Source organism: Bradyrhizobium sp. UFLA05-89 (assembly GCF_059803475.1).
Genome location: NZ_JBANBA010000132.1, coordinates 1 through 22625, shown reverse-complemented (window position 1 = coordinate 22625; position 22625 = coordinate 1). Strand labels below are relative to the sequence as shown.

At 63.5% G+C, this 22625-nt stretch carries 20 protein-coding genes and 1 pseudogene; 8 read left to right on the top strand and 13 right to left on the bottom strand.

The features are described 5' to 3' along the window. Window positions 1-242 precede the first annotated feature (242 nt). The 4 genes and pseudogenes from SO139_RS40025 to SO139_RS40010 form a co-directional block, all read right to left on the bottom strand. Window positions 243-1598: a glycosyltransferase gene (locus SO139_RS40025; RefSeq protein ID WP_449378785.1), complete on the bottom strand. Its 1356-nt coding sequence runs from the start codon at window positions 1596-1598 to the stop codon at window positions 243-245. 245 nt (window positions 1599-1843) lie between these two features. Next, window positions 1844-2587, bottom strand: coding sequence for a phthiocerol/phthiodiolone dimycocerosyl transferase family protein (locus tag SO139_RS40020; protein WP_474797071.1), 744 nt, complete (start codon window positions 2585-2587; stop codon window positions 1844-1846). Window positions 2588-2659: 72 nt separating this feature from the next. Beyond that, window positions 2660-3235: pseudogene (locus tag SO139_RS40015) on the bottom strand (condensation domain-containing protein); the annotation flags it as partial. Next, complete coding sequence (locus SO139_RS40010; RefSeq protein ID WP_474797057.1) at window positions 3144-3425, bottom strand: hypothetical protein; 282 nt, start codon at window positions 3423-3425, stop codon at window positions 3144-3146. The gene SO139_RS40010 and the pseudogene SO139_RS40015, both read right to left, overlap by 92 nt. 582 nt (window positions 3426-4007) lie before the next feature. On the opposite strand from SO139_RS40010, the gene SO139_RS40005 reads away from it, so the two are divergent. The 3 genes from SO139_RS40005 (at window position 4008) to SO139_RS39995 (ending at window position 7285) form a co-directional block, all read left to right on the top strand. After that, window positions 4008-4511, top strand: coding sequence for a methyltransferase family protein (locus SO139_RS40005; RefSeq protein WP_449378787.1), 504 nt, complete (start codon window positions 4008-4010; stop codon window positions 4509-4511). Between the two features lie 619 nt (window positions 4512-5130). Beyond that, window positions 5131-6726: a M14 family metallopeptidase gene (locus SO139_RS40000; protein ID WP_449378788.1), complete on the top strand. Its 1596-nt coding sequence runs from the start codon at window positions 5131-5133 to the stop codon at window positions 6724-6726. Between the two features lie 85 nt (window positions 6727-6811). Next, a complete protein-coding gene (locus SO139_RS39995; protein ID WP_449378789.1) occupies window positions 6812-7285 on the top strand; it encodes a DUF3859 domain-containing protein in 474 nt (157 codons plus the stop codon). Between the two features lie 507 nt (window positions 7286-7792). Here SO139_RS39995 and SO139_RS39990 read toward each other — a convergent pair. The 3 genes from SO139_RS39990 to SO139_RS39980 all read right to left on the bottom strand — a co-directional run bounded on the left by SO139_RS39990 (window position 7793) and on the right by SO139_RS39980 (window position 11408). Beyond that, the gene (locus SO139_RS39990; RefSeq protein ID WP_449378790.1) at window positions 7793-8596 is read right to left on the bottom strand and encodes a lytic murein transglycosylase; all 804 of its coding nucleotides are present in this window, start codon (window positions 8594-8596) and stop codon (window positions 7793-7795) included. Window positions 8597-8748: 152 nt separating this feature from the next. Further along, window positions 8749-9543 (bottom strand): shikimate dehydrogenase family protein, encoded by a 795-nt coding sequence (locus SO139_RS39985; RefSeq protein ID WP_449378791.1) that lies wholly within the window; start codon window positions 9541-9543, stop codon window positions 8749-8751. Between the two features lie 5 nt (window positions 9544-9548). Next, window positions 9549-11408 carry a flavin-containing monooxygenase gene (locus tag SO139_RS39980; RefSeq protein WP_498541760.1) on the bottom strand — a complete coding sequence of 620 codons (1860 nt, stop codon included), beginning with the start codon at window positions 11406-11408 and terminating at the stop codon, window positions 9549-9551. A 284-nt stretch (window positions 11409-11692) separates the two neighbouring features. Between SO139_RS39980 and SO139_RS39975 the strand changes: the two genes are divergently transcribed. Continuing rightward, the gene (locus tag SO139_RS39975; protein ID WP_449378793.1) at window positions 11693-12814 is read left to right on the top strand and encodes an asparaginase; all 1122 of its coding nucleotides are present in this window, start codon (window positions 11693-11695) and stop codon (window positions 12812-12814) included. Window positions 12815-12920: 106 nt separating this feature from the next. Here SO139_RS39975 and SO139_RS39970 read toward each other — a convergent pair whose 3' ends face one another. Genes SO139_RS39970 through SO139_RS39955 form a run of 4 tightly spaced genes read right to left on the bottom strand, consistent with a single transcriptional unit; the run spans window position 12921 to window position 16508 of the window. After that, window positions 12921-13787 carry an efflux RND transporter periplasmic adaptor subunit gene (locus SO139_RS39970; RefSeq protein WP_449378794.1) on the bottom strand — a complete coding sequence of 289 codons (867 nt, stop codon included), beginning with the start codon at window positions 13785-13787 and terminating at the stop codon, window positions 12921-12923. After that, window positions 13784-13990: a DUF1656 domain-containing protein gene (locus tag SO139_RS39965; protein ID WP_254094511.1), complete on the bottom strand. Its 207-nt coding sequence runs from the start codon at window positions 13988-13990 to the stop codon at window positions 13784-13786. The genes SO139_RS39970 and SO139_RS39965 overlap by 4 nt, the downstream gene beginning before the upstream one ends. Beyond that, complete coding sequence (locus SO139_RS39960; RefSeq protein ID WP_498541759.1) at window positions 13987-16032, bottom strand: FUSC family protein; 2046 nt, start codon at window positions 16030-16032, stop codon at window positions 13987-13989. The genes SO139_RS39965 and SO139_RS39960 overlap by 4 nt, the downstream gene beginning before the upstream one ends. A 2-nt stretch (window positions 16033-16034) precedes the next feature. Continuing rightward, a complete protein-coding gene (locus tag SO139_RS39955; RefSeq protein ID WP_449378796.1) occupies window positions 16035-16508 on the bottom strand; it encodes a MarR family winged helix-turn-helix transcriptional regulator in 474 nt (157 codons plus the stop codon). Between the two features lie 92 nt (window positions 16509-16600). Here SO139_RS39955 and SO139_RS39950 point away from each other — a divergent pair, with 92 nt between their 5' ends. Next, window positions 16601-17827 carry an MFS transporter gene (locus SO139_RS39950; RefSeq protein ID WP_449378797.1) on the top strand — a complete coding sequence of 409 codons (1227 nt, stop codon included), beginning with the start codon at window positions 16601-16603 and terminating at the stop codon, window positions 17825-17827. Between the two features lie 9 nt (window positions 17828-17836). On the opposite strand, the gene SO139_RS39945 is transcribed toward SO139_RS39950, so the two are convergent. Together SO139_RS39945 and SO139_RS39940 are read right to left on the bottom strand one after the other, a co-directional pair. Then, complete coding sequence (locus SO139_RS39945) at window positions 17837-18745, bottom strand: amino acid ABC transporter substrate-binding protein (RefSeq protein ID WP_449378798.1); 909 nt, start codon at window positions 18743-18745, stop codon at window positions 17837-17839. A 124-nt stretch (window positions 18746-18869) separates the two neighbouring features. Beyond that, entirely contained in the window at window positions 18870-19814 is a 945-nt protein-coding gene (locus tag SO139_RS39940) for a LysR family transcriptional regulator (protein WP_449378799.1), read from the bottom strand. Between the two features lie 106 nt (window positions 19815-19920). On the opposite strand from SO139_RS39940, the gene SO139_RS39935 reads away from it, so the two are divergent. From SO139_RS39935 to SO139_RS39925, 3 genes are all read left to right on the top strand, one after another. After that, complete coding sequence (locus SO139_RS39935) at window positions 19921-20244, top strand: Dabb family protein (protein WP_449378800.1); 324 nt, start codon at window positions 19921-19923, stop codon at window positions 20242-20244. Continuing rightward, window positions 20241-21320 carry a maleylacetate reductase gene (locus SO139_RS39930; protein WP_449378801.1) on the top strand — a complete coding sequence of 360 codons (1080 nt, stop codon included), beginning with the start codon at window positions 20241-20243 and terminating at the stop codon, window positions 21318-21320. Before SO139_RS39935 ends, SO139_RS39930 begins: the two co-directional genes overlap by 4 nt. A gap of 4 nt (window positions 21321-21324) precedes the next feature. Continuing rightward, on the top strand, window positions 21325-22625 hold a 1301-nt coding region (locus SO139_RS39925), incomplete at its 3' end, for an amidohydrolase family protein (RefSeq protein WP_498541758.1).

The window sequence follows — 22625 nt, the reverse complement described above, 5'->3', positions numbered from 1 at the left end:
GCATAAGGTCTCAGAGACGTGATGAATCGTGATCAGTTTGCCATATGCCGCATATGTTGCGCTTCCCTGTGGGAACGTCTCGTGAGGCATCGGGCAAGTGGGTCGGGTATTCACAGTCCGAAAGGCCGCGGTCATCCGCGGGGCGCGCCCGCGGAGACCTGAAGCCGGCAAAATGCGAAACGGCGACGATTGGGAGATGTTGTGTTACAGCCGTAACATCGTCGCCGTCCGACGTTGGATGCCTACTGGATGCTGACACGGCGGCGGCGCGTGACTACGGTCGCCGTGGCCTGCCGCGCGGCCGAATGTTTCGGCGCATTCACGAGCTCGCCAATGATCCGAAGAATCTCGGCGCGCGTGTTGATCCCGTTGAACTCGTCGGCCATCGAAGAAGCCTGCCTACGATAGGTCGGGGTATCGAGCACGGTTCGCACGGCGTGGCGCAGCGCGGCAGGCGTCGGCTCGTTGGTCGCGAGGTCGATCCCTACGCCGGACCATGCGACCCGCGCGTTCACGTCCGCCTTGTCTTCCGTCAACCCGGCGGTGACAAGCGGAATGCCAAAGCTCATCGCCTGGTTGACGCTGCCGTAGCCGCCATTGGTAACGAATGCGTCGACCTTGGGCAGTATCCATTCGAACGGCAGGTATTGGGCAAGGCGCGCGTTGGCCGGAATTGGACCCGGGATGGCGTCGACGGGGCGCCCGCCTGCGGTGGCAACGACGAGCAGGTCAGGCTCATCGGCGAGCGCCGCCAGCGTCGGCGCAACCAGCAGGCCGAAATTGTGATTGGCCAGCGTTCCCTGGGTTACCAGCACCACCCTACGCGAGCCGTCGAGCTCATGGGCCCAGGGTGGCAGCGGCGCCTGATCCGGAATGATTGGAGGCCTGCCGACGAAACGTACCGAGGCCGGAAAGTTACGTGGAAACTCGAAGCTCGGAACGGTGAGCTGCAGATAAGCATCGGCGAGTTCGACAACCGAATCGAACATGGGCATCGACAATGGCCCGACGCCCATGGCTTGCAGCAATCTGTTCAACCGATCGCCCACCGGCTGATAAAGGTGCTCGTCATGTTCACGATAGACTGCTGCGTAGTCGTCACGCTGCGCTCGCGTGGTTGCGGGCGGCAAGCCGGCAAAATTCGGCGCACCATCCTCGCGACGCCAATGCAAGAACGACGTGCCACACAGCGCAATCGGCGGCCGCATCGATCGCGGTCCGAGCAGCATGGGCAAGACCCCGAACATCATGTCGTCGCCGACGATGATTTCGGCCGGGAAGTCCTGCAGCAGCTGCTGCATGCCCTTGTGCTGGCCGGGAACGGCATCGACGAACACCCGCTCCATGGCGACGCGGAACCATTCCAACCCCGGCGGAATGGTCTTCAATTCAGGAGCCACCGTCGCGAAGTCACGCAGGTCGAAATCCGCGCCGGCCGGAAATGCGTAAAATCTCGCGCCGATGCGTTCGATGGGACTGCGCAGAGCACTCCCCGACAGAAAGGCAACCTCGTGGCCTTCGGCGATCAGGAAACGTCCGATCGCAAGCAGCGGATTGAGATGGCCGGTGGCGGGAGTCGAAGCAAGGAGGATTTTCATGTGATCTGTCACTCTCGTTGGTGAAACCCAGCCGCTGTTCGGGGCGTCCGAAGGGGCGGCTCATGCAAGACACAGGATGGCGCCTCGCAATTACCCCGCGACTTCAAGGACGTTCGACATGGTTACGGCTGCAATGCGGGATGGCTTTGGGAAGGCGCGCAACCGCGCGCTCGACATGACGGCCAGCAACAAAGCATGAGTTTGATATTCGAGAAGCCGGCGGCCCGCCGATTACTGCCGCAGCTCTAGCCACAGGCGGTGAGAAGCGTCTCACGGATGGCTTCCAGAAGGCCTGATATCGGCTCGTAACTCTGATGAACCATACGGAGCTGGCCGGCAAACGTGCTGACGCCGATCGTTTGTCGGTCGGCTGGAAGATTGGTCAACAGCGCCGGCCCCCAGACTGCCTTGAGCTTCAACGTCCCGTATTCAACCGCAAGCGGCAAAACACCGAGGTTCGAAATGACTGCGGAGCTTTGTGGCAGGGAAGCAAACAACGCCGCCACGCTCTCTTTGCCTGCGGTTGGCGCTATCTCGGCTGCGATCCACTGCAACATTCCGGCCACCGCCGCGGGTGAGCGCGCCGTCCGGAGGCGATCCACGATGTCACGAGCATCTTGCCAGAGCGACCTCCGCTCGGAGGTGGCAATCTCGACGATACCTGCGGTAATGAATACACCGCAACCGGTGGCTTCGCTTCTCATGATCCTGCCTAGGTCGACAGGACAGTGCAGCCTGATGACATTGGCGTCGGAAGCTGGAAGGTGGCGTGAGGCAGCCGCACAGATTGCGCCATGCACGGTCGTTCCGTTCGCCTTGCAGGATCGTAGAAGGCGGGCGGTCTCTTCCTTATCCCATTTCATGGTCGCCAAATTCGCCATGAACCTATCGGGGACCGGTGCGGCCTGAGCGCCAGCTTTCGACGAGGTTTCGGCGCGTGAGACGTCCTTTCCGACGAAGGTCAGACCAGGAGCAAAGCCCGCGATCATCTCTTCGACCGGAGGACACGGCGGCAAGACCCCGAGACTTTCGCCGGCGAGCGCGCGCAAGACGTCATGGAGGACACGCGTTGCGGACAAGGCATCCATTGCCGCATGGTGAAACGTCAGGACGATCGACGCACCGTCGGGTGCCCACAAGGCCATTGCTCGCATGAGCGGGCCTCGAGCAGCATCGAATGGCACATTCAGCTCCATTTCCACGACGGCGCGCCAGGCTAGAGCTGCCGCGACCGGAGCCGTGTGGAGCTCGATTGGATTGTCGACGCGATGGAAGGCTGGTCCTGTTTCGGTATCGTCGACGATGCAGACTCTGAGCGCGGAATGCCGCCTGCGAACCTGGTCCAGCGCCGCTGCGAGCCGGGCTGAATCCAACGCTCCGTCGATCTCGGCGACGAGGCAAAAATGCACGGGAAAGGCAAGCGAGTAAAGATGGAAGAATCTCTCGCTGCACCCGAGCGCGCGGGTTGGAACGGATTCTCGTCCCTCCGCCACCAGTCCAAGTGGTTTGCTGCCCGCGACCGTTTCGCCGCCTGCCGTCACCACGTCAGCAACCGTGGCAGATGATGAGCTTGCGATCGATGGCTGCGTCTTCGTCAGTGAGGCGCTCGAGCTCACCGGGACTCTGCGACGGCACATCGCGCACTCGCGGTTGGCGGTGCCCGACCGGCGCCCGACCGATCAACCGGGTGTCTTGCGTCAGTGACGAGGGTGCGGTCGCAGCGGTGGAGAATCCGGCGGGTGATCTCGCAATTCCCACCGTCTGCGCGATGGCCCCGCGACTGCCGAGTAAGGCCAGCACTGCCACAGTCTTGATTAGGTTTCGCATGTTCACCTCTCCCGAAATATGCGTGCGTCGCCATTTGTGACGCGGCCGACGTGTGTCTTGAGGTGCTCACCTTCCGACGGTGAGATTACGAACGCATGTTGCGGGCGGCGCGAAACGACTACAGCCGTAATCTGCCCGCGAGAGGGAAAGGCCGTCTCTGAGAGGGATCGATCGAGCACCATGACAGTGCCGAGCGCCTGCATCACTTGGCCTGCATCACTTAAATGAGAGACCGCTCACACTTGCTGACGATAGATTTCTCTTGATCTCCCGGTGCACACGTCGTGCACACGCCACCTTCTAACTATTTGAAACCCTTCAACTCTCGATCCAATCCATCATAGGCCAATTTGATCTAGCTCAGACAAGGAAGATCGGGAGTGATCAACTGTGGTCCGCTTTGCGCCAAGAACGGCCCTCCCGGCTAAGTCGCAGCTTGCCCCATACAGGAACTCAGCCTGAAGATCAGAAGCGAGGTGAAGAGAACTCGACGGCCGGCACAGCTAATTGCGGAGCCATGTTCAATGCTCGAAGCAGAAAGTGATTTGCTGAGCTATTCTTGTCGGGTCGTAGGAGTACGCAATGTCGAAAGCAATTGCTGTCCTGGGCTCCGCTCTGTTCTTCGTCATTGCGCCGTTGGTGCTGGCAGGCTTCGTCCCGTGGTGGGTCACACAGTGGGAATTTCGGCCAGCTTTTTTCGGCGTCGATCTAACCCGCATCCTCGGCGGTATATTGATCATCGTCGGAGTGCCCGGACTTGTGGATTCATTTGCCCGTTTTGCGCTGGAGGGGCTTGGGACGCCCGCCCCGATCGCGCCGACACAAAAGCTCGTAGTGACTGGCCTTTATCGCTACGTGCGAAATCCGATCTACATCGCGGTCGTCGCAGTCATTTTTGGTCAGGCCCTTTTGTTTGGTGATGGACATCTCCTTTGGTACGGCGCGCTACTCTGGCTGTTTTTTCATCTCTTTGTGGTGATGTACGAAGAACCGACGCTCAAGCAAACATTCGGCACGGAGTACGAGAGCTTTCGGACTAATGTGCCGCGCTGGATTCCGCGATTGACGCCATGGCGAGGCGCATGAAGGAATCCCTGCAAGCGGCTCGATGCCGGCTGCAACAAGCAGTGCGAGACGGCGAAGCGTAGCAAGCCCGCCTAGCGGCCTCGCCCCGTGACTGCCTGGCTGAGTGGCCCTTCTGCGACATCCGCGGGACGGGTCCAGATTTCGACCGCCTTTTTCCCACAGGGTTTGGTCCCACGCCGTCGGCAGGTCTTTCAACACGTGGCGCTTGGATTTTGCCCCGGGCACAGAATGAGGGCCAATCGCGGCCTCCCAACGCGAGGCCGGCGATTTCGACGCCACAGCGCCCTCCTCTAGCGGCGGGTCGAGCTCCACGGCCGGTTCGATGCGACTCTGGCAAATGGCGATCCGACACTCCTGGTGATCGGTAATGCGGCGCTTCGGATGCTTTAGCAGCGTGCCGGTTGCATGGTCCACCGATGTGGTCCAAAGTAGCTCACCTAGACCGTCGGCTGCCACAAAAAGCGAAGATCGATCAATAGATTATCGCGAACCTGGAGTCTGGCTGGGAATCCAAATTCACCAGCCATCGAAATTCGTCAATTTACTCATGGATCGCGCATAACCCGGCACCCCGCTGTGGCAATTTGCTTTAGAGTTGCGATGTCGCTGGGGGTGATCAATGCTTTATCGGCGCTATGTCCGCGGCACGTTCGCCGCCGCAGTCTTTCTGGGCTCCTTCGCCATATCGCGTGCGGAATTCAATCCCGCATCCGTCTATCAGGAGACTTCGGAGGTCTCCGCGCGCTATCCCGATGCGGAGGTGCACTACACCACGCCGGCCTTTGCGCCCGGAAAGCAGGATTTCACCTCGCATCGCGAGTTGATGGCCTTCCTGGAGGCGCTCGCGGCCAGGTCGCCGACCATGCGGATGGAGATGGGCGCCCGCTCCCAGCAAGGACGCGTGCTCCCCGTTCTGTTCTTCTCCCGCGATCAGAACGCGCTAGGCAATGGAGCGAAGCCGGTGGTTCTCATCATCGGCCAGCAGCACGGCAATGAACCTGCCGGCGGTGAAGCGGCCCTGGTTCTGGCGCAGCGCCTCGGCGCTGGCGATCTCGCCGATCTCCTCGCTGCGATCGACGTCATCATGGTCCCGCGTGCCAATCCGGATGGCGCTGAAGCGTTTGTCCGCGGACTGGCGAACGGCATGGATCCCAACCGGGATCATACGCTGCTGCGAACCCCGGAAATCCAGACGATCGGCGCTCTGTTCAACCAATTCCATCCGCAACTCGTGCTGGATTGCCATGAATTCACCGTGGGCGGCCGCTGGATCGAGAAAGTCGGCGGCGTCCAGCGCATCGACGCGATGATCCAATACGCCACGGTCCCCAATCTTCCGCCGAGCCTGGAGAAGGCCGAATCCCAGCTATTCCTTCCGGCGATCTTGCAGGCCTTCGATACGCATGGTCTGACGCATGACTGGTATCACACGACCGACGGCAGTCGTCCCGACGCACCCGTCGCGATGGGCGGGATCGGACCGGATACCGGACGCAACGTCGCCGGCTTGCGCAATGCCGTCAGTTTCCTGCTGGAAACCCGCGGCGTGGGGCTCGGGCGCGCGCATCTGGCGCGCCGGGTCGAGACGCATGTCGTTGCGGCCGAAGCCATCCTGCAACTCGCGGCCAGGGATCCCGGCGCATTCATGCAGTTGTCGAAGCAGGCTTCAATCGAGGCGACCACGTCCGACAAGCCCCTCGTGGTCGTCGCGCATGGACATCCCGAATCGCGTGAGATGGTGTTCGTCGACCCCAAGACCGGTGCGGATAAACCCGTTACGGTCACGTGGGTCTCGGCGCTGAAGATCGACCCGGCGCTGACTCGCCCCCGACCAGCCGGCTATCTCATCAGCCGTGATGACACCCAGGCCATCGACGCGATCAAGCGGGCTGGCCTGACCTTTCAGCTCGTTTCGAATGCTGCGGTGGTCCCAGGCGAACACTATCGGGTCACCGACGTTACTTCGGGAGTGAAGGAAGATGTGCGCGGCGACGACACAGGTGCCGGAGCGATCATCAAGGGAACTTATGCGCTGGAGAAGGCCGATATCGTGTTGACGCCGAACGATGTCTTCATTCCATTCAATCAGCCCTTATCGGGCCTTGCCGTCGCACTGCTGGAGCCTGAAAGCGACGCCGGCCTGGTCGCCAACAAGTTTATTCCAGCTACCAACGGACAAGTCCTGTCGATTTCGCGACTCGATCGTGCGCCGTAACGCATTCAGGTCCTTCGCGGTGCGCCGGTCGGCGAGCGCGTCCACGAAGCGTGCGCGGACATATGTTTGGGGGACGGCAGCCCTCGTGTTCGCAGTCTTCTCGCAAGCGGGCTCTGCCGGAGTGCCGACGGTCACGGGCGCCGACATCCCGCAGTTCGGGATCTACGAGGCCAGGGTCCTCGCCGCCGACAAATCAGCGGGACCGCCGAGCGGAACGATCGATCGCGTCGCCTGGCAATTCACGTTGAGCACCACGACGGTGCCGGCGCGCAAGGGCATTCGCTTCGGCTATGAATATCGCCTCACCGGCAAACCGGATGGAGCGCTGGTGCCGGTCAGGAGCATCACAATCTTCCCATCCGGCGGTGTGCGCAGCCCGCGCACAGGCGAGGTCTTCTCGCGCGGCGATGTCACCGAGCGCTGGGCTATCGGCAGCACCGTGCTGCACGGCTACAGCCTCGACGAGGATTGGGAAGCCGTTCCCGGCACCTGGGTCCTGCAGACCTGGGTGGGCGAGCAGAAAGTCGCAGAGATGGAGTTCACGCTGACGGCGCCATGATGCCAGGCGATGGCATTACGCGACTAGCCGCCCCTGCCCCCACTTCCTCGCAGACTTTCGGCGTGCCCAGCACCTGCAGGAGAGCGGCAAGGTTTGGACACCCCAACGGACGGCGCAACCTGTGATAGCGTGGTTAACGGGTGCGAATGCGCGCACCGCCTGTGGAGTCCTTGGCGGTTCCGACGAAACCCTTTCCCTGAACCCACGAAACACGCCTGAAACAGACCGCCCACTATGCTGGTCGTCAAAATCATACAGGGACGGCCACCATGCAATTCTTCCTCGAGCTGATCTGGGACTACTCCTGCGGCCAATACCTCGTCGCCCTTCCTACGCGGGAGGACGAGCTATGATCGAGCTGATCTCCGCCGTCCTCGCCCTCTGCAGCATCGGCGTTTTTGCAGCGCACGCGTTCGACGCCTATCGTACGTCGCACTATTGAGACGGGGCGCGCCAATTTGGGCATGATCTTTTCGGAAAACCGCTCCGCACTTTTCCGGATCAAGCCTAACGCGCCCCCTCCCCATCGATCTGCCGCCCCATCAGCGCGATCGCCTTCTGGTAGACCCCGGCGGCATTCCAGGCTTCAATCGCCGCAAAGTTCGGCTCGCCGGGCTGGTAGCCGGCTCCCGCGCGCCAGCCATGCGCCCTTAGGAAATTCGCGGTCGAACTCAACGCGTTGGCGGCATTGTCGAGATTGCCGGTACCATAGGCCAGGATGTTCTTGGGCATGAACTGGGTCTGGCCGACCTCGCCATGCATCGAGCCGCGCTGGCCGGGCGACATCGAGCCACGATCAATCAGCTTCAGAGCAGCATAGAGCTGGTCGGTAAAGAACTCCGGCCGGCGGCAGTCATAGGCGAGGGTCGCTATCGAGGACAGCATGTTCTGGTTGCCGCGCTGGCTGCCGAAGCCCGTCTCCATCCCCCAGATTGCGATCAGCGGCCCCGGTGGCACGCCGTAGCGCTGCTGGATCGAGGCAAACAAGGCAGCCTGCGACTGCTTGAGCGAGCGCCCACGCGCCACGATGGTCGAGGCACCGCGCTTGGCCATGAATTGGTCGAGGGAGAGCGAAAAACTGTGCTGGCTGCGATCGGCCGCAATGGTCGCGCTGGCATAATTGGTCTGCATCAACGCGCCGATGCCGGTCGCGCCGATGCCCTTGCCACGGGCCTCTTCGCCGAACGCACGCTTCCAGCCTTCGAAGCCGCCGGGCCCGTTGCCACACTGCGCGGCGCCGGCTGCCCCGAGTTGTGCGAACAGTGCGATCGCGCCGAGCGCGGCCGTTGCAATGATGCTGCCCCTGTTCATTTTCATTCCTCTGTTCGGGGCATCCGCCCTGCTCGCAACCAACCGACGGCCGGCATTCGCCTGCCTTCACGGCATGATCCTACGCCAGCTCCGATCGCTCAAGCCCCACCGCGCGCAAACAACGCTCGGTGCGACGCTTGACATTGGCGAGGTCATCCGCCGAGCAGAAAGTCCACCATGATGCTCTGGTGCTGTTGATACATGTCGGCGCCCGTCGCCGTGACACAGCCGATCTTTCGCGCGGCGGCGATGAAGGGCGAGACCTCCGGCTTGGTGATGACACAGCCGCAATAGGTTGACGACGCCAGTTTTGCGACGTCGACCGGCAGCGGGTCGCCTTCCCTCATGCCGGCCGGCGTGGCGTTGGCCACGAAGTCGTAGCCGGCGGGATCGATCGACCCGGCCGACGCACGACCTTTGCCGAGCTTGTTCAACTGCTCGATCAGCACATCGCGGCGCTCCGTCGCCGCATCGTGAATGGCGATCTCGCGAACGCGGGCCTCGACCAGTTCGAGTGCAATGGCCGAGCCGGCACCGCCCGCCCCGACCAGCAGCGCGCGCATCCCCTCAGGCTCTATCCCCTTCGCACGCGCCGCACCGACGAAGCCGAGCCCGTCCACCATGTCGCCATGCCAGGCGCCATCCGCGCGGCGGCGCATCAAGTTCACGGTACGCAGGAAATGCGCGCGGTCGGTGGCGCTGGCGCTGGCCTGGTAGCAAGCGAACTTATGCGGGATGGTTGCGACGATGCCGTCGAGATTCTTCAGCCGCCTCGCCACCGCGAGGAAATCGGGCAGATCGGCTGGCGCGACCTGGATGGGGACGAGGATGCCGTCATGACCACGTGCGGCGAAGGCGGCGGTGAGCCCTGCGGGCGAGCGCACCTGGGCGATGGGATCGCCGACGATGACATAGAGCCGCGTCGCGCCGCTGAGCGTCGGTGACATGTCGCTCAAGCCGGCACCGGAGAGCTGCCGATCTCGGCAGCGGTCGCATAGGTCAATTCCAGCCCCTCAAGATTGCCCTCCTTGCGCCACTTCTCGAGCAGCCGCAGGAACGCCACCGGCCCGCGCCAATACTGGCTGTTGCGCGCGGCGATCGGATCGAACACGCCTTCGTTGTTGTAATAGCCGGGTGTGCATTCGGCGAGATAGGTCTGCCGGCCGATCGCGGCCTTGACGACCTCCTCGACCCAGGCGTTTTCGGCGGCGAGCGTCGGCTCCAGCGTTCTCGCGCCGCGCTTGCGCGCCTGGTTGATCACGTAGGCGATGTGGCGCGACTGCTCGTCGATGATGTGCGGGAAGTTGGCGCTCTGGCCGGCCTGCACCGTCATGATCAGGAAGCAGTTGGGGAAACCCCGGCTGTAAAAGCCGTGCATCGTCTTCACGCCTTCGCGCCAGCGCTCAGTCAGGCTGAGGCCGCCGCGGCCATAGAGTTCAAACCCCATGCGGCGGGCATAATCGGTGCCGACTTCGAAACCGCTGGCGTAGATCAGGCAGTCCAGCTCAAAGGCCTTGCCGTCGACGATGACGGCGTTTTCCGTGATCCGCTCGACGCCGTGGCCCTCGGTATCGACCAGATGCACGTTGGGGCGATTGAAGGTGTCGAGATATTCGTCGTGGAAGCACGGCCGCTTGCAAAACGCCTTGTACCAGGGCTTCAGCGCTTCGGCGGCCGCGGGGTTTTTCACCACGGCATCGACGCGGGCGCGGATCTCCTGCATCTTCCGGTAGTCGGCCTGCTCGATCACCTTGAGCGCCTGCTCGAGCGAGATCACCGGCTCCGGCTGACGACGCGGTGCGAGCAGGATTTCGCCGAGCAGACCGGTCCAGCCGTCCTGCACCAGATCCTCCTCAAACGGCTCGCCGGAGATGACAGCGGTAAAATTGTCCATCCGCTCGCGCTGCCAGCCGGGCTTCAGGCTCTTCGCCCAGGCATCATCCGTCGGCCGATCGTCGCGCACGCCGATCGCCGATGGCGTGCGCTGGAAGACGTAGAGCTCCTTTGCCGCGCGGCCGAGGTGCGGCACGCATTGCACGGCGGTCGCGCCGGTGCCGATGATGCCGACGCGCTTGTCGGCCAGTCCCATGAGCCCGCCTTCCGCGGTGCCGCCGGTGTAAGCGTAGTCCCATCGGCTGGTATGAAAACTGTGGCCTTTGAACATTTCGATGCCGGGAATGCCCGGCAGCTTTGGCCGGCTTAGCGGACCGCCGGCGAGAATGACGAAGCGCGCACGGATCCTGTCGCCGCGGTCGGTCTCGACCAGCCAGCGGGCCTCCTCCTCCCGCCATTCCATCCGCGAGATGACGGTCTGAAACAACGCGCGCTCATAAAGACCGAAATGACGGCCGATTCGGCGCGAGTGCTCATAGATCTCCGGCGCGCGCGCATATTTGCGCACCGGCATGTAGCCGGTCTCTTCCAGCAACGGCAGATAGATGTAGCTTTCGGTATCGCAGGCAGCCCCCGGATAGCGATTCCAGTACCAGGTGCCACCGAAATCAGCGGCCTTTTCCACGATACGGAAATCGTCGACGCCGGCCTCACGTAAGCGCGCGCCGCACAACAGGCCACCGAAGCCGCCACCGACAACGACGACCTCCGTCTCCTCGCTGATCGCCTGTCGCGTAAAGCCGGGTTCGGCCCAGGGGTCGTCGAGATAGTGGGCGAATTCGCCGGTCACCTCGACATATTGCGCCTTGCCCTCGGCGTGCAAACGCCGGTCGCGCTCGTCGCGATAGCGCGCCCGGAGCGTCGCGATGTCGATGTTGGATGCACCGGCTGTGCCGGTCTTGTGATTGTCCAATGACATCGATGCTTCCTCCGGGGCGGACGTTGCTCTTCCGACAACTCACGCCAGTTAGCCCACAAAGGCCGGGATGCGCAACGCGGGCGCGCTTTTGGGCGGCTAAGGGACCATCGATCCCGTTCGAGGATGTCGTGCTGTCGTATCCCGATGTGCCGCAGCCGCCCTCGTCGCGACGCGTACCGATCCCGGAAGGCAATCATCGATTGACAAAATGTCGCCAGATGGAAAACATGATCGGCGCCGGCGGGACCATTCAGGCATCGAAGCCTTGACGGGAGATCATTTCAATGACGAAGGACACCCTGACATCAGCAAGCCGCCGCCAGAGCCTGATCGCGATGCTCTCCATTCTAGTGATCGCGCTTGCGGCCTCATCGTTCACGATCAATACGGCGGCACATGCCGCAGACTCGGGTAATCTGCCGCGTATTCTCGTGCTCGCAACCGGCGGGACCATCGCGGGTCAAGCCGATCCACGCGCAGCAGGCGCCTACAAATCCGGTCAGATCACCGGTGAGCAACTGGTCGCCTCGGTCCCGGGCCTCGACAAGCTCGCGAGCGTGAATGCCGAGCAGATTTCGTCGATCGGGTCGCAGGACATGAACGACAAGGTCTGGTTTGCGCTAGCCCGTCGCATCCAGCAGGCGTTCGACAAGAACGAGGCCGATGCGGTCGTCATCACCCACGGCACGGATACGCTGGAGGAGACCGCGTTTTTCCTTGATAACGTGGTCAAGGGCGACAAGCCGGTCGTCATCGTGGGCTCGATGCGTCCGGCCACGGCGGTCAGCGCGGATGGTCCTGGCAATCTCTATGAAGCCTTCCAGGTCGCCGGCGATCCGCGTTCTCGCGGGCGGGGCGTCATGGCCGTGTTGAACGACAAGATCCAGAGCGCCCGCTCGGTGACCAAGACCAACACCACGAGCATCGAGACGTTCATGTCGCCCAACGACGGGCCGATCGGCTATGTCGACACCGCCGGTGGCGTTCGCTTCATGGCGCAGGCGCCGGGTGCGAAGCGTGCGACCTATACGCTGCCGGCAAGCGATCCATTGCCCCGCGTCGAGATCATCTACTCCCATGCCAACATGGATGCCATTCCGATCGAGGACGCGATTTCGCACGGCGCAAAGGGCATCGTGCTCGCAGGCGTCGGCGACGGCAACACGTCGAAGTCCGCACTTGACGCGCTCGAGGCGGCCGCAAAGAAGGGCATCATCATCGTCCGCGCCACGCGCGTCCGCTCCGGCTTCGTCACGCGCAACGTCGAAGTCGACGACGACAAGAACGGCTTTGTCGTTTCCGAGGACCTGAACCCGCAGAAGGCGCGCGTCCTCACCCAGCTCCTGATCGCGAGCGGCGTCACCGCCCCGGCCGAGCTTCAGAAGGCCTTCACCGCGACCTGGTAGTTTTTTGTTCGAGCAAGATCTCCGCGCAAACGCGTTCCGCGTTTGTCGCGAGGGAAAACCGCTTCACACTTTGCGCTAACGAGGCCCTTCAGGTCCGGATCATGCTCTAGTTCAGCACCTCGACGGTCGCCGAGCGGCCGGCGACCAGTGCGATGTTGTCGGGGATCTGGTCAAGCGCGATTCGCACGGGAACGCGCTGCGCCAGGCGCACCCAGCTGAACGTCGGGTTGACGTTAGCGAGCAAATTCGCGCCCGCAGCGCGGTCGCGATCCTCGATCCCGGCCGCAATGCTTTCGACATGACCGGTGAGCCTGGTAGGCTCACCCATGAGGCGGACCTGCACCTTGTCGCCAATGCGGATGCGCGCGAGCTTGGTCTCCTCGAAGTAGCCCTCGACGTGTAGCGTGTCGGTGTCGACGAGCGCCATCACGCCCTTCCCGGCCGTCACATACGCGCCGGGCCGCAAGTCCATGTTGGTGATGATGCCGTTCACTGAGGCCCGCACGTCGCTGCGATCGAGATTGAGTTGGGCCACCGCTCGGTCGGCGACCACCTGATCGTAGGCCGCCTTGGCCTGCAACTGCGTGGCCAGCACCTGTTCCTGCTTCTGCTGCGAGACCGCGTCGGTGGTGAGCGCGCTGTAGCGCTTGAGGTCGGCATTGGCCTGGTCGAGCGTCGCGCGATGGCCGGCAAGTGCGGCGTCGGCCTGTTGCAGTGCCAACGCAAAGCGTTCCCGATCGATGCGGAACAGCACGTCGCCGCGATGAACCTTCTGGTTGTCCTTGACCAGAATCTCCGTCACGAAACCCGACACGTCGGGCGCAACCTGGACCACGTCGGCGCGGACGCGCCCGTCGCGCGTCCAGGGCGACTCCATGTAATAGGCCCAAAGCCCGCGGCCAACGGCGAGCGCCGCGACGACGACCAGCATGGTCAGAGCCACGCGACCGAGCCACCCAAAACTCCCTTTCATGGCAGAAACTCCGAAAGATAGACGACGCCGCCGAGAATGCAGACGAACAGCGCGAAATTGAACAGCGCGCGATGCCAGACCAGCCGGTAGAGGCCGAAGCGCTGCATCAGCCGGCGCAAGAGAGCGCTGAGCGCAAAGGCCACAATCAGCCACAAGAGCAGCGCCGGGACGAGCACGCCATAAATGTCGATCTCATACCTCATGCCGCAAAGCTCTCCCCTCGCTGCGGGCGATAAGCCGGCGCTCCCGGAAACAGCCCTCGCCGGATGCCCACGAGCCCGAGCAGCGCGTCCTCCCGCGCCTGCGGGTTGGGATCCTCGACGGCCGCGGCGAGCGCAGCGTCGATGCGCGTCAGGAGCTCAGTCGGCATGCCGCCGCCGGCATAGCTGCGGAATGCGACGGCGAGTTGGTCGAGCATGTCGTCGAGAACGAAGAGCGTGGATGCAGCTAGGCCGTAGCGAGCCCGCCGAAGATGTATGATGTTGAGCCCGATGCGGAGCTGCGCCAGGCTCTCGGTGTCGCGACGGTCGGCCTCCGAGACGAAGGCGATACGCTGCACGAGCAATCCCATTCGGTGCAGCATCAGGCCCGCAAATTCCGCGCGATCATGCTTGCCGCGGCGTTCGGCGGCAACCGCGAGCGTCTTCCAGCTCGACAGCACCAAGCGCTTGGCGATCCACTCGGCCCCCACCCCGCGCGCGATCCTGGTCACCACCTCCGCGGCGACGATGCCGAGAAAGAAGGCGATGGTGGAATTGGCGAAGGCACCAAAGTCCGCGCTGCAGGTGGATTGCAACGCGAGCAGCGTCGCGGTGTTGACCGCGAGCGCCGAGCCGCTGCTTGCAGTCGCTGGCCGCGCGATCAGGAGGCCGTAGAGCAGGAAGGTCGGCGCCAGCGCGAGGATCAAGACCTCGATATCGGAGATCGCAGGCACCACCGCGAACAAATAGATCGCGACCACGACGATCGCGACCAGCGACCACAGGCCAAAGCGACGGATGAAGCGTGCGGGCTCGTCCTGGGCGGCGAAAAAGCAACAGGCCACTGCCGCCATCATCGGCGCCGAGGCGCCGTCCGGCCAGGCGGTCCCGATCCAGAAGGCGCAGCAGATCAGGATGGCGATGACGGCACCGGCCGCCGACCACAGCGCGAGGCCGCGGTCGCGATGACGCACGGCCGCAGCACCAGCCTCGGGCTGGAAGGCGAGATCGACCGTCGAAATCCTGCGGCCTGCCGCGATCGCCTCGCTCAGCGCGCGGCAGTCACGGGAGAGATCGACGAACTCGCGCAACCGCGATAGGAGGCTGGTCGTGATGATCCGCTCCCAGGAAGCGTTGCCGTCGAGTGCCGCCTGCCGCGCCTCGATCGTGGCGCGGATCGGGCCGGCCGGCAGCCGCGCGTCCTCCGAGACCCATGTGCCGAGATCCCAAAGCAGGCGTTTCAGCTCGGGCTGTGCCTGGAGGCCACGTTCGCCAAGGGCGGCCAGCCGATCCTCAGTCGAGGCGATCACGGGCAAGAGCATCAGCATCCGCATGCGGATCTCGCGAAGGCCGGTCACGGCTTCGGCGTCCGCCACGCGGTCATAGCCGAGATGGATTGCAAGCGTGCCGATCTCGACAATGTCGGTGGCAAGGCGCAGCCGGAGCGCGCGGCGCGCCTCAACGGTGCCGCGACCCAGCAATGTGTCGTGGCTCAGGAGGCGCGCGTCCCTGAGCCAGTTGTCGACCCGCGCAGCGACAGCCGGGGCGACGCTGCGGGGAAACACGATGGTCGAGACCAGGCTCGCACAGATGATGCCGAGCGAGATCTCCTCCACCCGCGCAATCGCGATGTCAAAGATGTTTCCGGGATCTGAAACCGAGGGAAAGCCGATCAGCGCAACCGTGTAGCCGGCCAGCATGAAGAGGTAGCTGCGCGGCGTGCCGTCGAGCAGCGAGACGTAAAGGCAAAGACCGACCCAAAGTGCGATTGCGAGACAGAGCAGCTCCGGCGCGTCGACGAGATTGGGCACCATGGCCACCGTCGCCGTGGCTCCGACGAGCGTCCCGATCACACGGAAGAATGCCTTCGAACTGGTCGCGCCGGCGAGCGGCTGCGAGGTGATGTAGACGGTCGCCATCGCCCAATAGGGCCGCGGCAGGTCGATCCACAGTGCGATGACGAGCGCCAGCATCGACGCGGCAAACGTCTTCAAGGCAAAGATGAGGTCCGCGTGGCGGACCAGGAACGGCTCGTCAGCGCGCATGACTATTTCGCCTCTGAACCAGTCTTCGCGTCATGCAGGCGGTTGGCGCGCTGCTCGATGCGCTGGAGCGTCGCGAAGGTTATCGCAAGTTCCTCGGCTCCGATATCCTTGAGCAGGCTCGCCCGCACCCGCCGCAACACGCGATTGATCTCCTCGACCTTGGCGTCACCCGTTGCTGTGAGATGTAGCGTTTTGGCACGTCGGTCGGTCGGATCCTCGCGGCGTTCTACGAACCCCTCGGCCTCCAGAAGATCGATCAGCCGCACCAGCGAGGGGCCCTCGATCCCCAATTCGTCGGCGAGTACGCCCTGGCGCACCGAAGTTCCCTGCCGGGACAGCAACAGAAGTGGAATCGCGGTCGCATAGGACAGGTCGTGATCCGACAGCGCCTGGTCCGACTCGCGACGCCAGATGCGGCCAAGGCGCGCAATCAACCGGCCAATCTCGGCGTGGATATGGGACTGCGAGGGAGCCATGCAAATTAGATAGGACACAAACTATTAGGAGGCAACTATATACGTCGGATTATTGCGACTGATCACGGGAAAGCGAACGAGACCGACGCACCATGAGCGCGGGTTCCACGACGGAGGCAGGCCAGGCGCTGCACGGCGACAGCAGCCTGTCGCTCGTGCCGACCTTTGTCGTGGTGGCCGTGGATGCCACGGGATTGGGGATCATCCTGCCCCTGCTCCCATTCTACTCGCTGCGGCTCGGCGCGACACCGTTCATGCTGGGCATGCTGATCTCGGCCTACGCCGTCTGCCAACTCATAGCCGGACCGGTGGTGGGCATGCTCTCGGACCGCTATGGCCGCCGCAAGGTCCTGCTCGTCAGCCAGATCGGTACGTTCGTCGGCTTTACCCTGCTCGCGCTTGCAACCAACCTGACCCTGGTCTTTCTCGCCCGGATCATCGACGGTCTGACCTCGGGCAATATCTCGGTGGCGCATGCCTATGCGGCCGAGCACAGCGCGCCGTCGACGCGCAAGCAGGCGCTCGGGATGACCAGCGGAGCGATCGGAACGGGACTGTTGCTGGGACCGGCGCTTTCCGGCTTTCTCGTCCATTACGGTGACACCGCGCCGGTATGGGCCGCCGCGGCACTATCGCTCATCAGCATTTTGGCGACCGTCGCCTTGCTGCCGCCCGACCATCCTGCCTCCGAGCCGCTCTATCATCACCGCGTTCCCCAAGCGGAGGTGACACGCGCGATCGTCGGCATGCGTCATGCGTGGCGGGTGCTCGGCCTCCTGATCGTGTTCTTCTTCGTCAACTCGATGTTCCTGTCGCAGATCGGCCTATTCCTGTCGGCGCGGTTCTCATGGGACGGGCATCCCTTCGGCGCGCGCGAGCTCGGCTGGGTATTCGCCTATGCCGGCTTCATCAACATGGTTGTCCAGGGCCTGCTGATTACGCGCGCGAACCGCTTTGCATCCGACCGCGGCATCGTGCTGCTGGCATTCGCATGCATGGCGCTGGGATTTTCCGGCCTCGCGATCGGAAACAGCAACAGCCTGCTCGCCATATTCCTGACGTTAATCATCATCGGCACCATGTTCACCCGCAGCACGCTGACGGCGGAATTGTCACGCAGCGCCGCGATCAACCGCCAGGGCATGATCATGGGCCTCAACCAGTCGCTGATGTCGGGCGCCAACATCACCGCGCCGCTCCTGAGCGGCGCGCTGATCGGTCATCGGCTGTTCGTCGTCTGGGCGCTCGCGATGGCGGGCATCGCGGCAATGGGAGCGGCACTGGCCTGCCGCTTGCCCGCCTCGCCTCGGGCGCGCTAGGCGCCTGCCTCAGTTGGCGTCGTAAACCTCCGGATCGTAGCTCGAGCTGGGCTTCTTGAAGGCGTTGCGGAGCGCCGGCGACATCGGGACGTTGAAATTGATCCCGTTCGGCGGCACCGGCGATTGCAGCCACTTCTTGTAGAGCACCTCGATCTCCGGGCTCTGGTAGAGCTCGGCGGTCGCGCGGTCGGCAAGCGCCTTGAACGGCGCGTCGTCCTTGCGCAGCATGATCCCGAATGGCTCAGCCTTCGAGAAGCTCTCGTCGCTGATCATGTAGAGCGACGGCTCCTTCGAACGCGCGATCGCTACCGCGAGCTGCACGTCGTCGAGCGCATAGGCCTGCGCGCGGTCGGTCTCCAGCATCAGAAAACCCTCGGCCTGGTCCTTGGCCGGCAGAATATTGATCCCGAGGTTGCGCTGGGTATTGACCTTGGCAAGCTGGTTCAAATTCACCGATCCCGCCACCGCTGTGACTGACTTGCCCTTGAGGTCATCGATCGTATCGAGCTTCTGCGCTTTCTTAGCGGCAAATCGCGTCGCGCTAAGGAAGTGCGTGTTGGTGAAGGCCACCTGCTTCTGGCGATCGGCGTTGTTGGTGGTCGCCGAGCAATGCAGGTCGAGCGTGCCGTTGACCATCAGCGGGATACGGTTCGACGACGTCACCGGCGTGAACTCGACAGCGATGTCAGGCAGGCCGAGCTGCTTCTTCACGGCATCGACGATTTTGAGGCAGATATCGAGCGCAAAGCCAACGGGCTTCTGGTCCCCGTCCAGATAGCTGAAGGGAATGGACGCTTCCTGGTAGCCCAGAGTGATCTTCTTCGTCTCCTTGACCTTCTCGAGGGTGCCTCCGAGGTCTTCGGCTGCAACCGGGCCCGTCACAAGGGCAAGAGCGAAAAGCACGGCTCCCAAGCGCATCAATCTCTCCTGATATCATATCGACTGCGGGCATTCATGCCCAAGCCATACAATGAGATCCTGAGCCGATACGCAACCCTTCGCAAATGCTGGGCCACCTTCGCTGCGAGACTACGTCTACCAGCTATCGCGTTTCATAGGGGACGCGCTCCTTCGGCTCCATCCAGATTCCCGCCTGCGAATGCTCGCGGATGTGATTGACCAGGAAGTCGGAAAACACCCTGATCTTGGCGGGCAGCCTGACGCGGTTCTGGTAGGCGATGTTCATGGTGAGCAAGGGCAGCTCCCAGTCCATCAACAGCGGCACGAGTTGTCCCGAGGAAATGTCGCCCTGCACGATATAGAGCGGCTGGACGAGGATGCCGAGGCCTGCGAGCGCGGCGCCGCGGATCACCTGGCCGTCATTGCTGTCGAGCGTCGGCGCGATGCGGATGGTCTGGGCCGCATTGTCCTTGCTGAGCCGCAGCGAATAGGGATCGTTGGCGAGGTTGTAGATCAGCATGTCGTGGCGGGCGAGATCTGCCGGGTGCTCCGGCCGGCCCTGCCTCGCGAGATAGGAGGGAGCTGCCGCCAGCACGCGCCGCATCTGGCCGATGCGGCGGACGACGATGTTGGAGTCGGGCTCGTGCTCCCTGGTACGGATCGCGACGTCGATGCCCGCCTCGATGAAATCGGGATAGCGGTTGGCGGTGATGATCTGCACGCTGAGCTTTGGATAGAGCGCGCGGAACGCCGGCAGCATCGGCGCGAGATAGATCATCGCAAACGACAGCGAACTCGTGACCCGCAGCACGCCCTTCGGCGACAGCGCGCGGTCCGATACCGCGTCTTCGGCCTCGGCAAGCTCGTTCAAGAGCGTGCTGCAACGCTGCAAGAGTTCCTGCCCTGCTTCCGTCAGCCACTGCCGGCGCGTGTTGCGCTCGATCAGCCTCACCGCGAGCCGCTCCTCCAGCGCGCTGAGATGCCGGCTCGCGGCGGCATTCGACATTCGCAATGTTTCGGCCGCCTTGGAAAGGCTGCCGAGCTCGGCCGTTTTGGAGAAGACCTCGAGTTGAAGAAGACGGTCCATTTTTGCATAAATCGGAAAAGAGACTTACGATTTTTGGCCTTTATTTCCGATTTCTGCAAGGCAAAATACCCCAAACAGCAAGACGAGCGGCGAGGAAATCAGGAAAATGTCGGGCCCGATCAGGCACATCGTGATGTGGCGGCTGCGCGGGGAGACGCCCGCGGAGCGCTCCGCGGCCCGGCTCAAGGTCAAAACCCTTTTCGAGGGCCTGAAGGGCCAGATCGATGGCCTCACCCATATTGAGGTCGGCCTCGACGTCAGCGATGTCGACTACGCCTGCGACGTCGTGTTGTTCTCCGAATTTGCCGATCAGGCCGCCCTTCAGGCCTATGCAACCCATCCGGAGCACCTGCGCGTCCGCGAGGCGCTCGGCGACTTGCGGATCGGCCGCTTCCAGGTCGATTATCCCATCAAAGAGACCGGCGCATGATCGGTTCATTCACCTTTGAAAATCTCCCCTGCCGCGTCGTATTCGGCAGCGGAACGCTTGCGGCAGCCAAGGCCGAGGTCGAGCGGCTGGGCGGCAAGCGCGCGCTGGTGCTGACGACGCCGCAGCAGGAGGCGCAAGGCAAGAACCTCGGCGCTGCGCTCGGCCCGCTCTATGCCGGCCTCTTTGCCGGCGCGACCATGCACACGCCGGTCGAGGTCACCGCGCAGGCGCTCGCCGCGATGAAGGTCTGCGAGGCGGACTGCGTCGTCTCGCTCGGCGGCGGCTCGACCACGGGCCTTGGCAAGGCGCTGGCGTTACGCACCGGCGTCAATCAGCTCTGCATCCCCACCACCTATGCCGGCTCGGAGATGACGCCGATCATCGGCCAGACCGAGAACGGCCTTAAGACCACGGTGCGCGACGCGGCCGTGCTGCCGGAGACCGTGATCTACGATGTCGACCTCACTTTGACGCTTCCGGTCGGCCTGGCAGCGACCTCCGGCATCAATGCGATCGCGCACGCGGTCGAAGCGCTTTATGCACGCGACGCCAATCCCGTGACCTCGCTGATGGCGGAGGAAGGCATCCGCGCGCTAGCGCGTGCCCTCCCCGCCATTGCCGCGAAGAGCGACGACCGCGAGGCCCGCACCGAAGCGCTCTATGGCGCCTGGCTCTGCGGCGTCTGCCTCGGTACCGTCGGCATGGCCTTGCATCACAAGCTCTGCCACACGCTCGGCGGCACGTTCGATCTGCCGCACGCTGAGACCCACACCATCGTGCTGCCGCATGCGCTGGCCTACAATGCGCCCGCCGTGCCCGATGCCATGATGCGCATCTCACGCGCGATCGGCGCGGCCGATGCATCGCGAGGGCTTTACGACCTTGCCAAGCGGCTGAATGCAAAGCTGGCCCTGCGCGACATCGGCATGCCCGAGGGCGGTATCGACAAGGCGGCGGATCTCGCAGTCACGAACGCCTATTGGAATCCGCGCCCGCTCGAGCGGAACGCCATTCGCGACCTCATCGCGCGCGCCTGGGCGGGCGAGCCGCCGGTCGCAACCAAAGCGACGGCCTGAGGCGATGCGGCGCACGCTGATCAAATCGGCAACCATCATCAGCATGGATGAAGCCATCGGCGATCTCCGGGCCGGCGATGTGCTCGTCGAGGGCAACCGGATCGTTGACGTGCGCACCGGCATCGAGCTTGGCAGCGGAGCGGCCGGCACCGATGTCATCGACGGCACGGGGCGCATCGTCATCCCGGGTCTGATCAACGCGCATATGCACACCTGGCAGACGGGCTTGCGCGGGTTTGCCGCGAACTGGACGCTACTCGAATATTTCCGCCGCATGCATGCGGGGCTGGCGACCGTGTTCCGGCCCGGCGACATCTATATCGCAACCCTCGTCGGCGCACTGAATCAGATCAATCAGGGCACCACGACGCTGGTCGATTGGTGCCACAACAATCCGACACCTGACCACACTGATGCCGCGGTGCGAGGTCTGATTGAGAGCGGTATCCGGGCCGCTTTCTTCCACGGCTCACCGAAGCCCGAGCCAAAACCCGGCGAGCCGCATTTCTCCGAGATCCCGCATCCGCGCCGCGAGGTCGAGCGGCTGCTGGCGGGTCCCCTCGCCAACCGTGGCGGCCTCGTCACGCTCGGACTTGCCATTCTCGGCCCGCATTATTCGACGCTCGACGTCGCCATGCATGACTTCGGCCTGGCGCGGGAGCTTGGCCTGATCGCATCGATGCACCAGGGCGGCGGTCCGCCCAAGACCCCTGGCGGCTGGGAGAAGCTGATCGAGGTCGGCCTCGTCGGTGCGGGCGTCAATATCGTCCACGGCAACGATCTCTCCGACGACCTCCTGCAACGTCTCGTCGATCTCGGTGCGTCGTTCTCGGTGACGCCGGAAAACGAGATGATCCAGGGTCACGGCTTCCCGATTACGGGACGGCTCCTGAATCGCGGCGTCCGGCCGACGATCGGCATTGATCTCGAATCCGTGCTGGCCGGCGATCTCTTCTCCGCCGCGCGTGTCGCGCTGTCGATGCAGCGGGCGCTCGACAATGCCGAGTCGCGCAAGGCCAGCGGCAGCATTCCGGCGACGACGACGATTCCGGCGCGCGAGGCGCTGCGCTGGATCACGCTGGAAGGCGCCCGCATGCTTGGCCGCGACAGCGAGATCGGCTCACTGACGCCGGGCAAGCTTGCCGACCTCGTGGTCATCAATGCCTCCGATCTCAATCTCTTTCCGGTCCACGATCCCGTCGCCACGGTCGTCATGCAGACGAGCCTTGCCAATATCGAGGCCGTGATGATCGACGGCGTCTGGAAGAAGCGGAACAGCAGGCTTCTGGTCGACGGGCTGGAGCC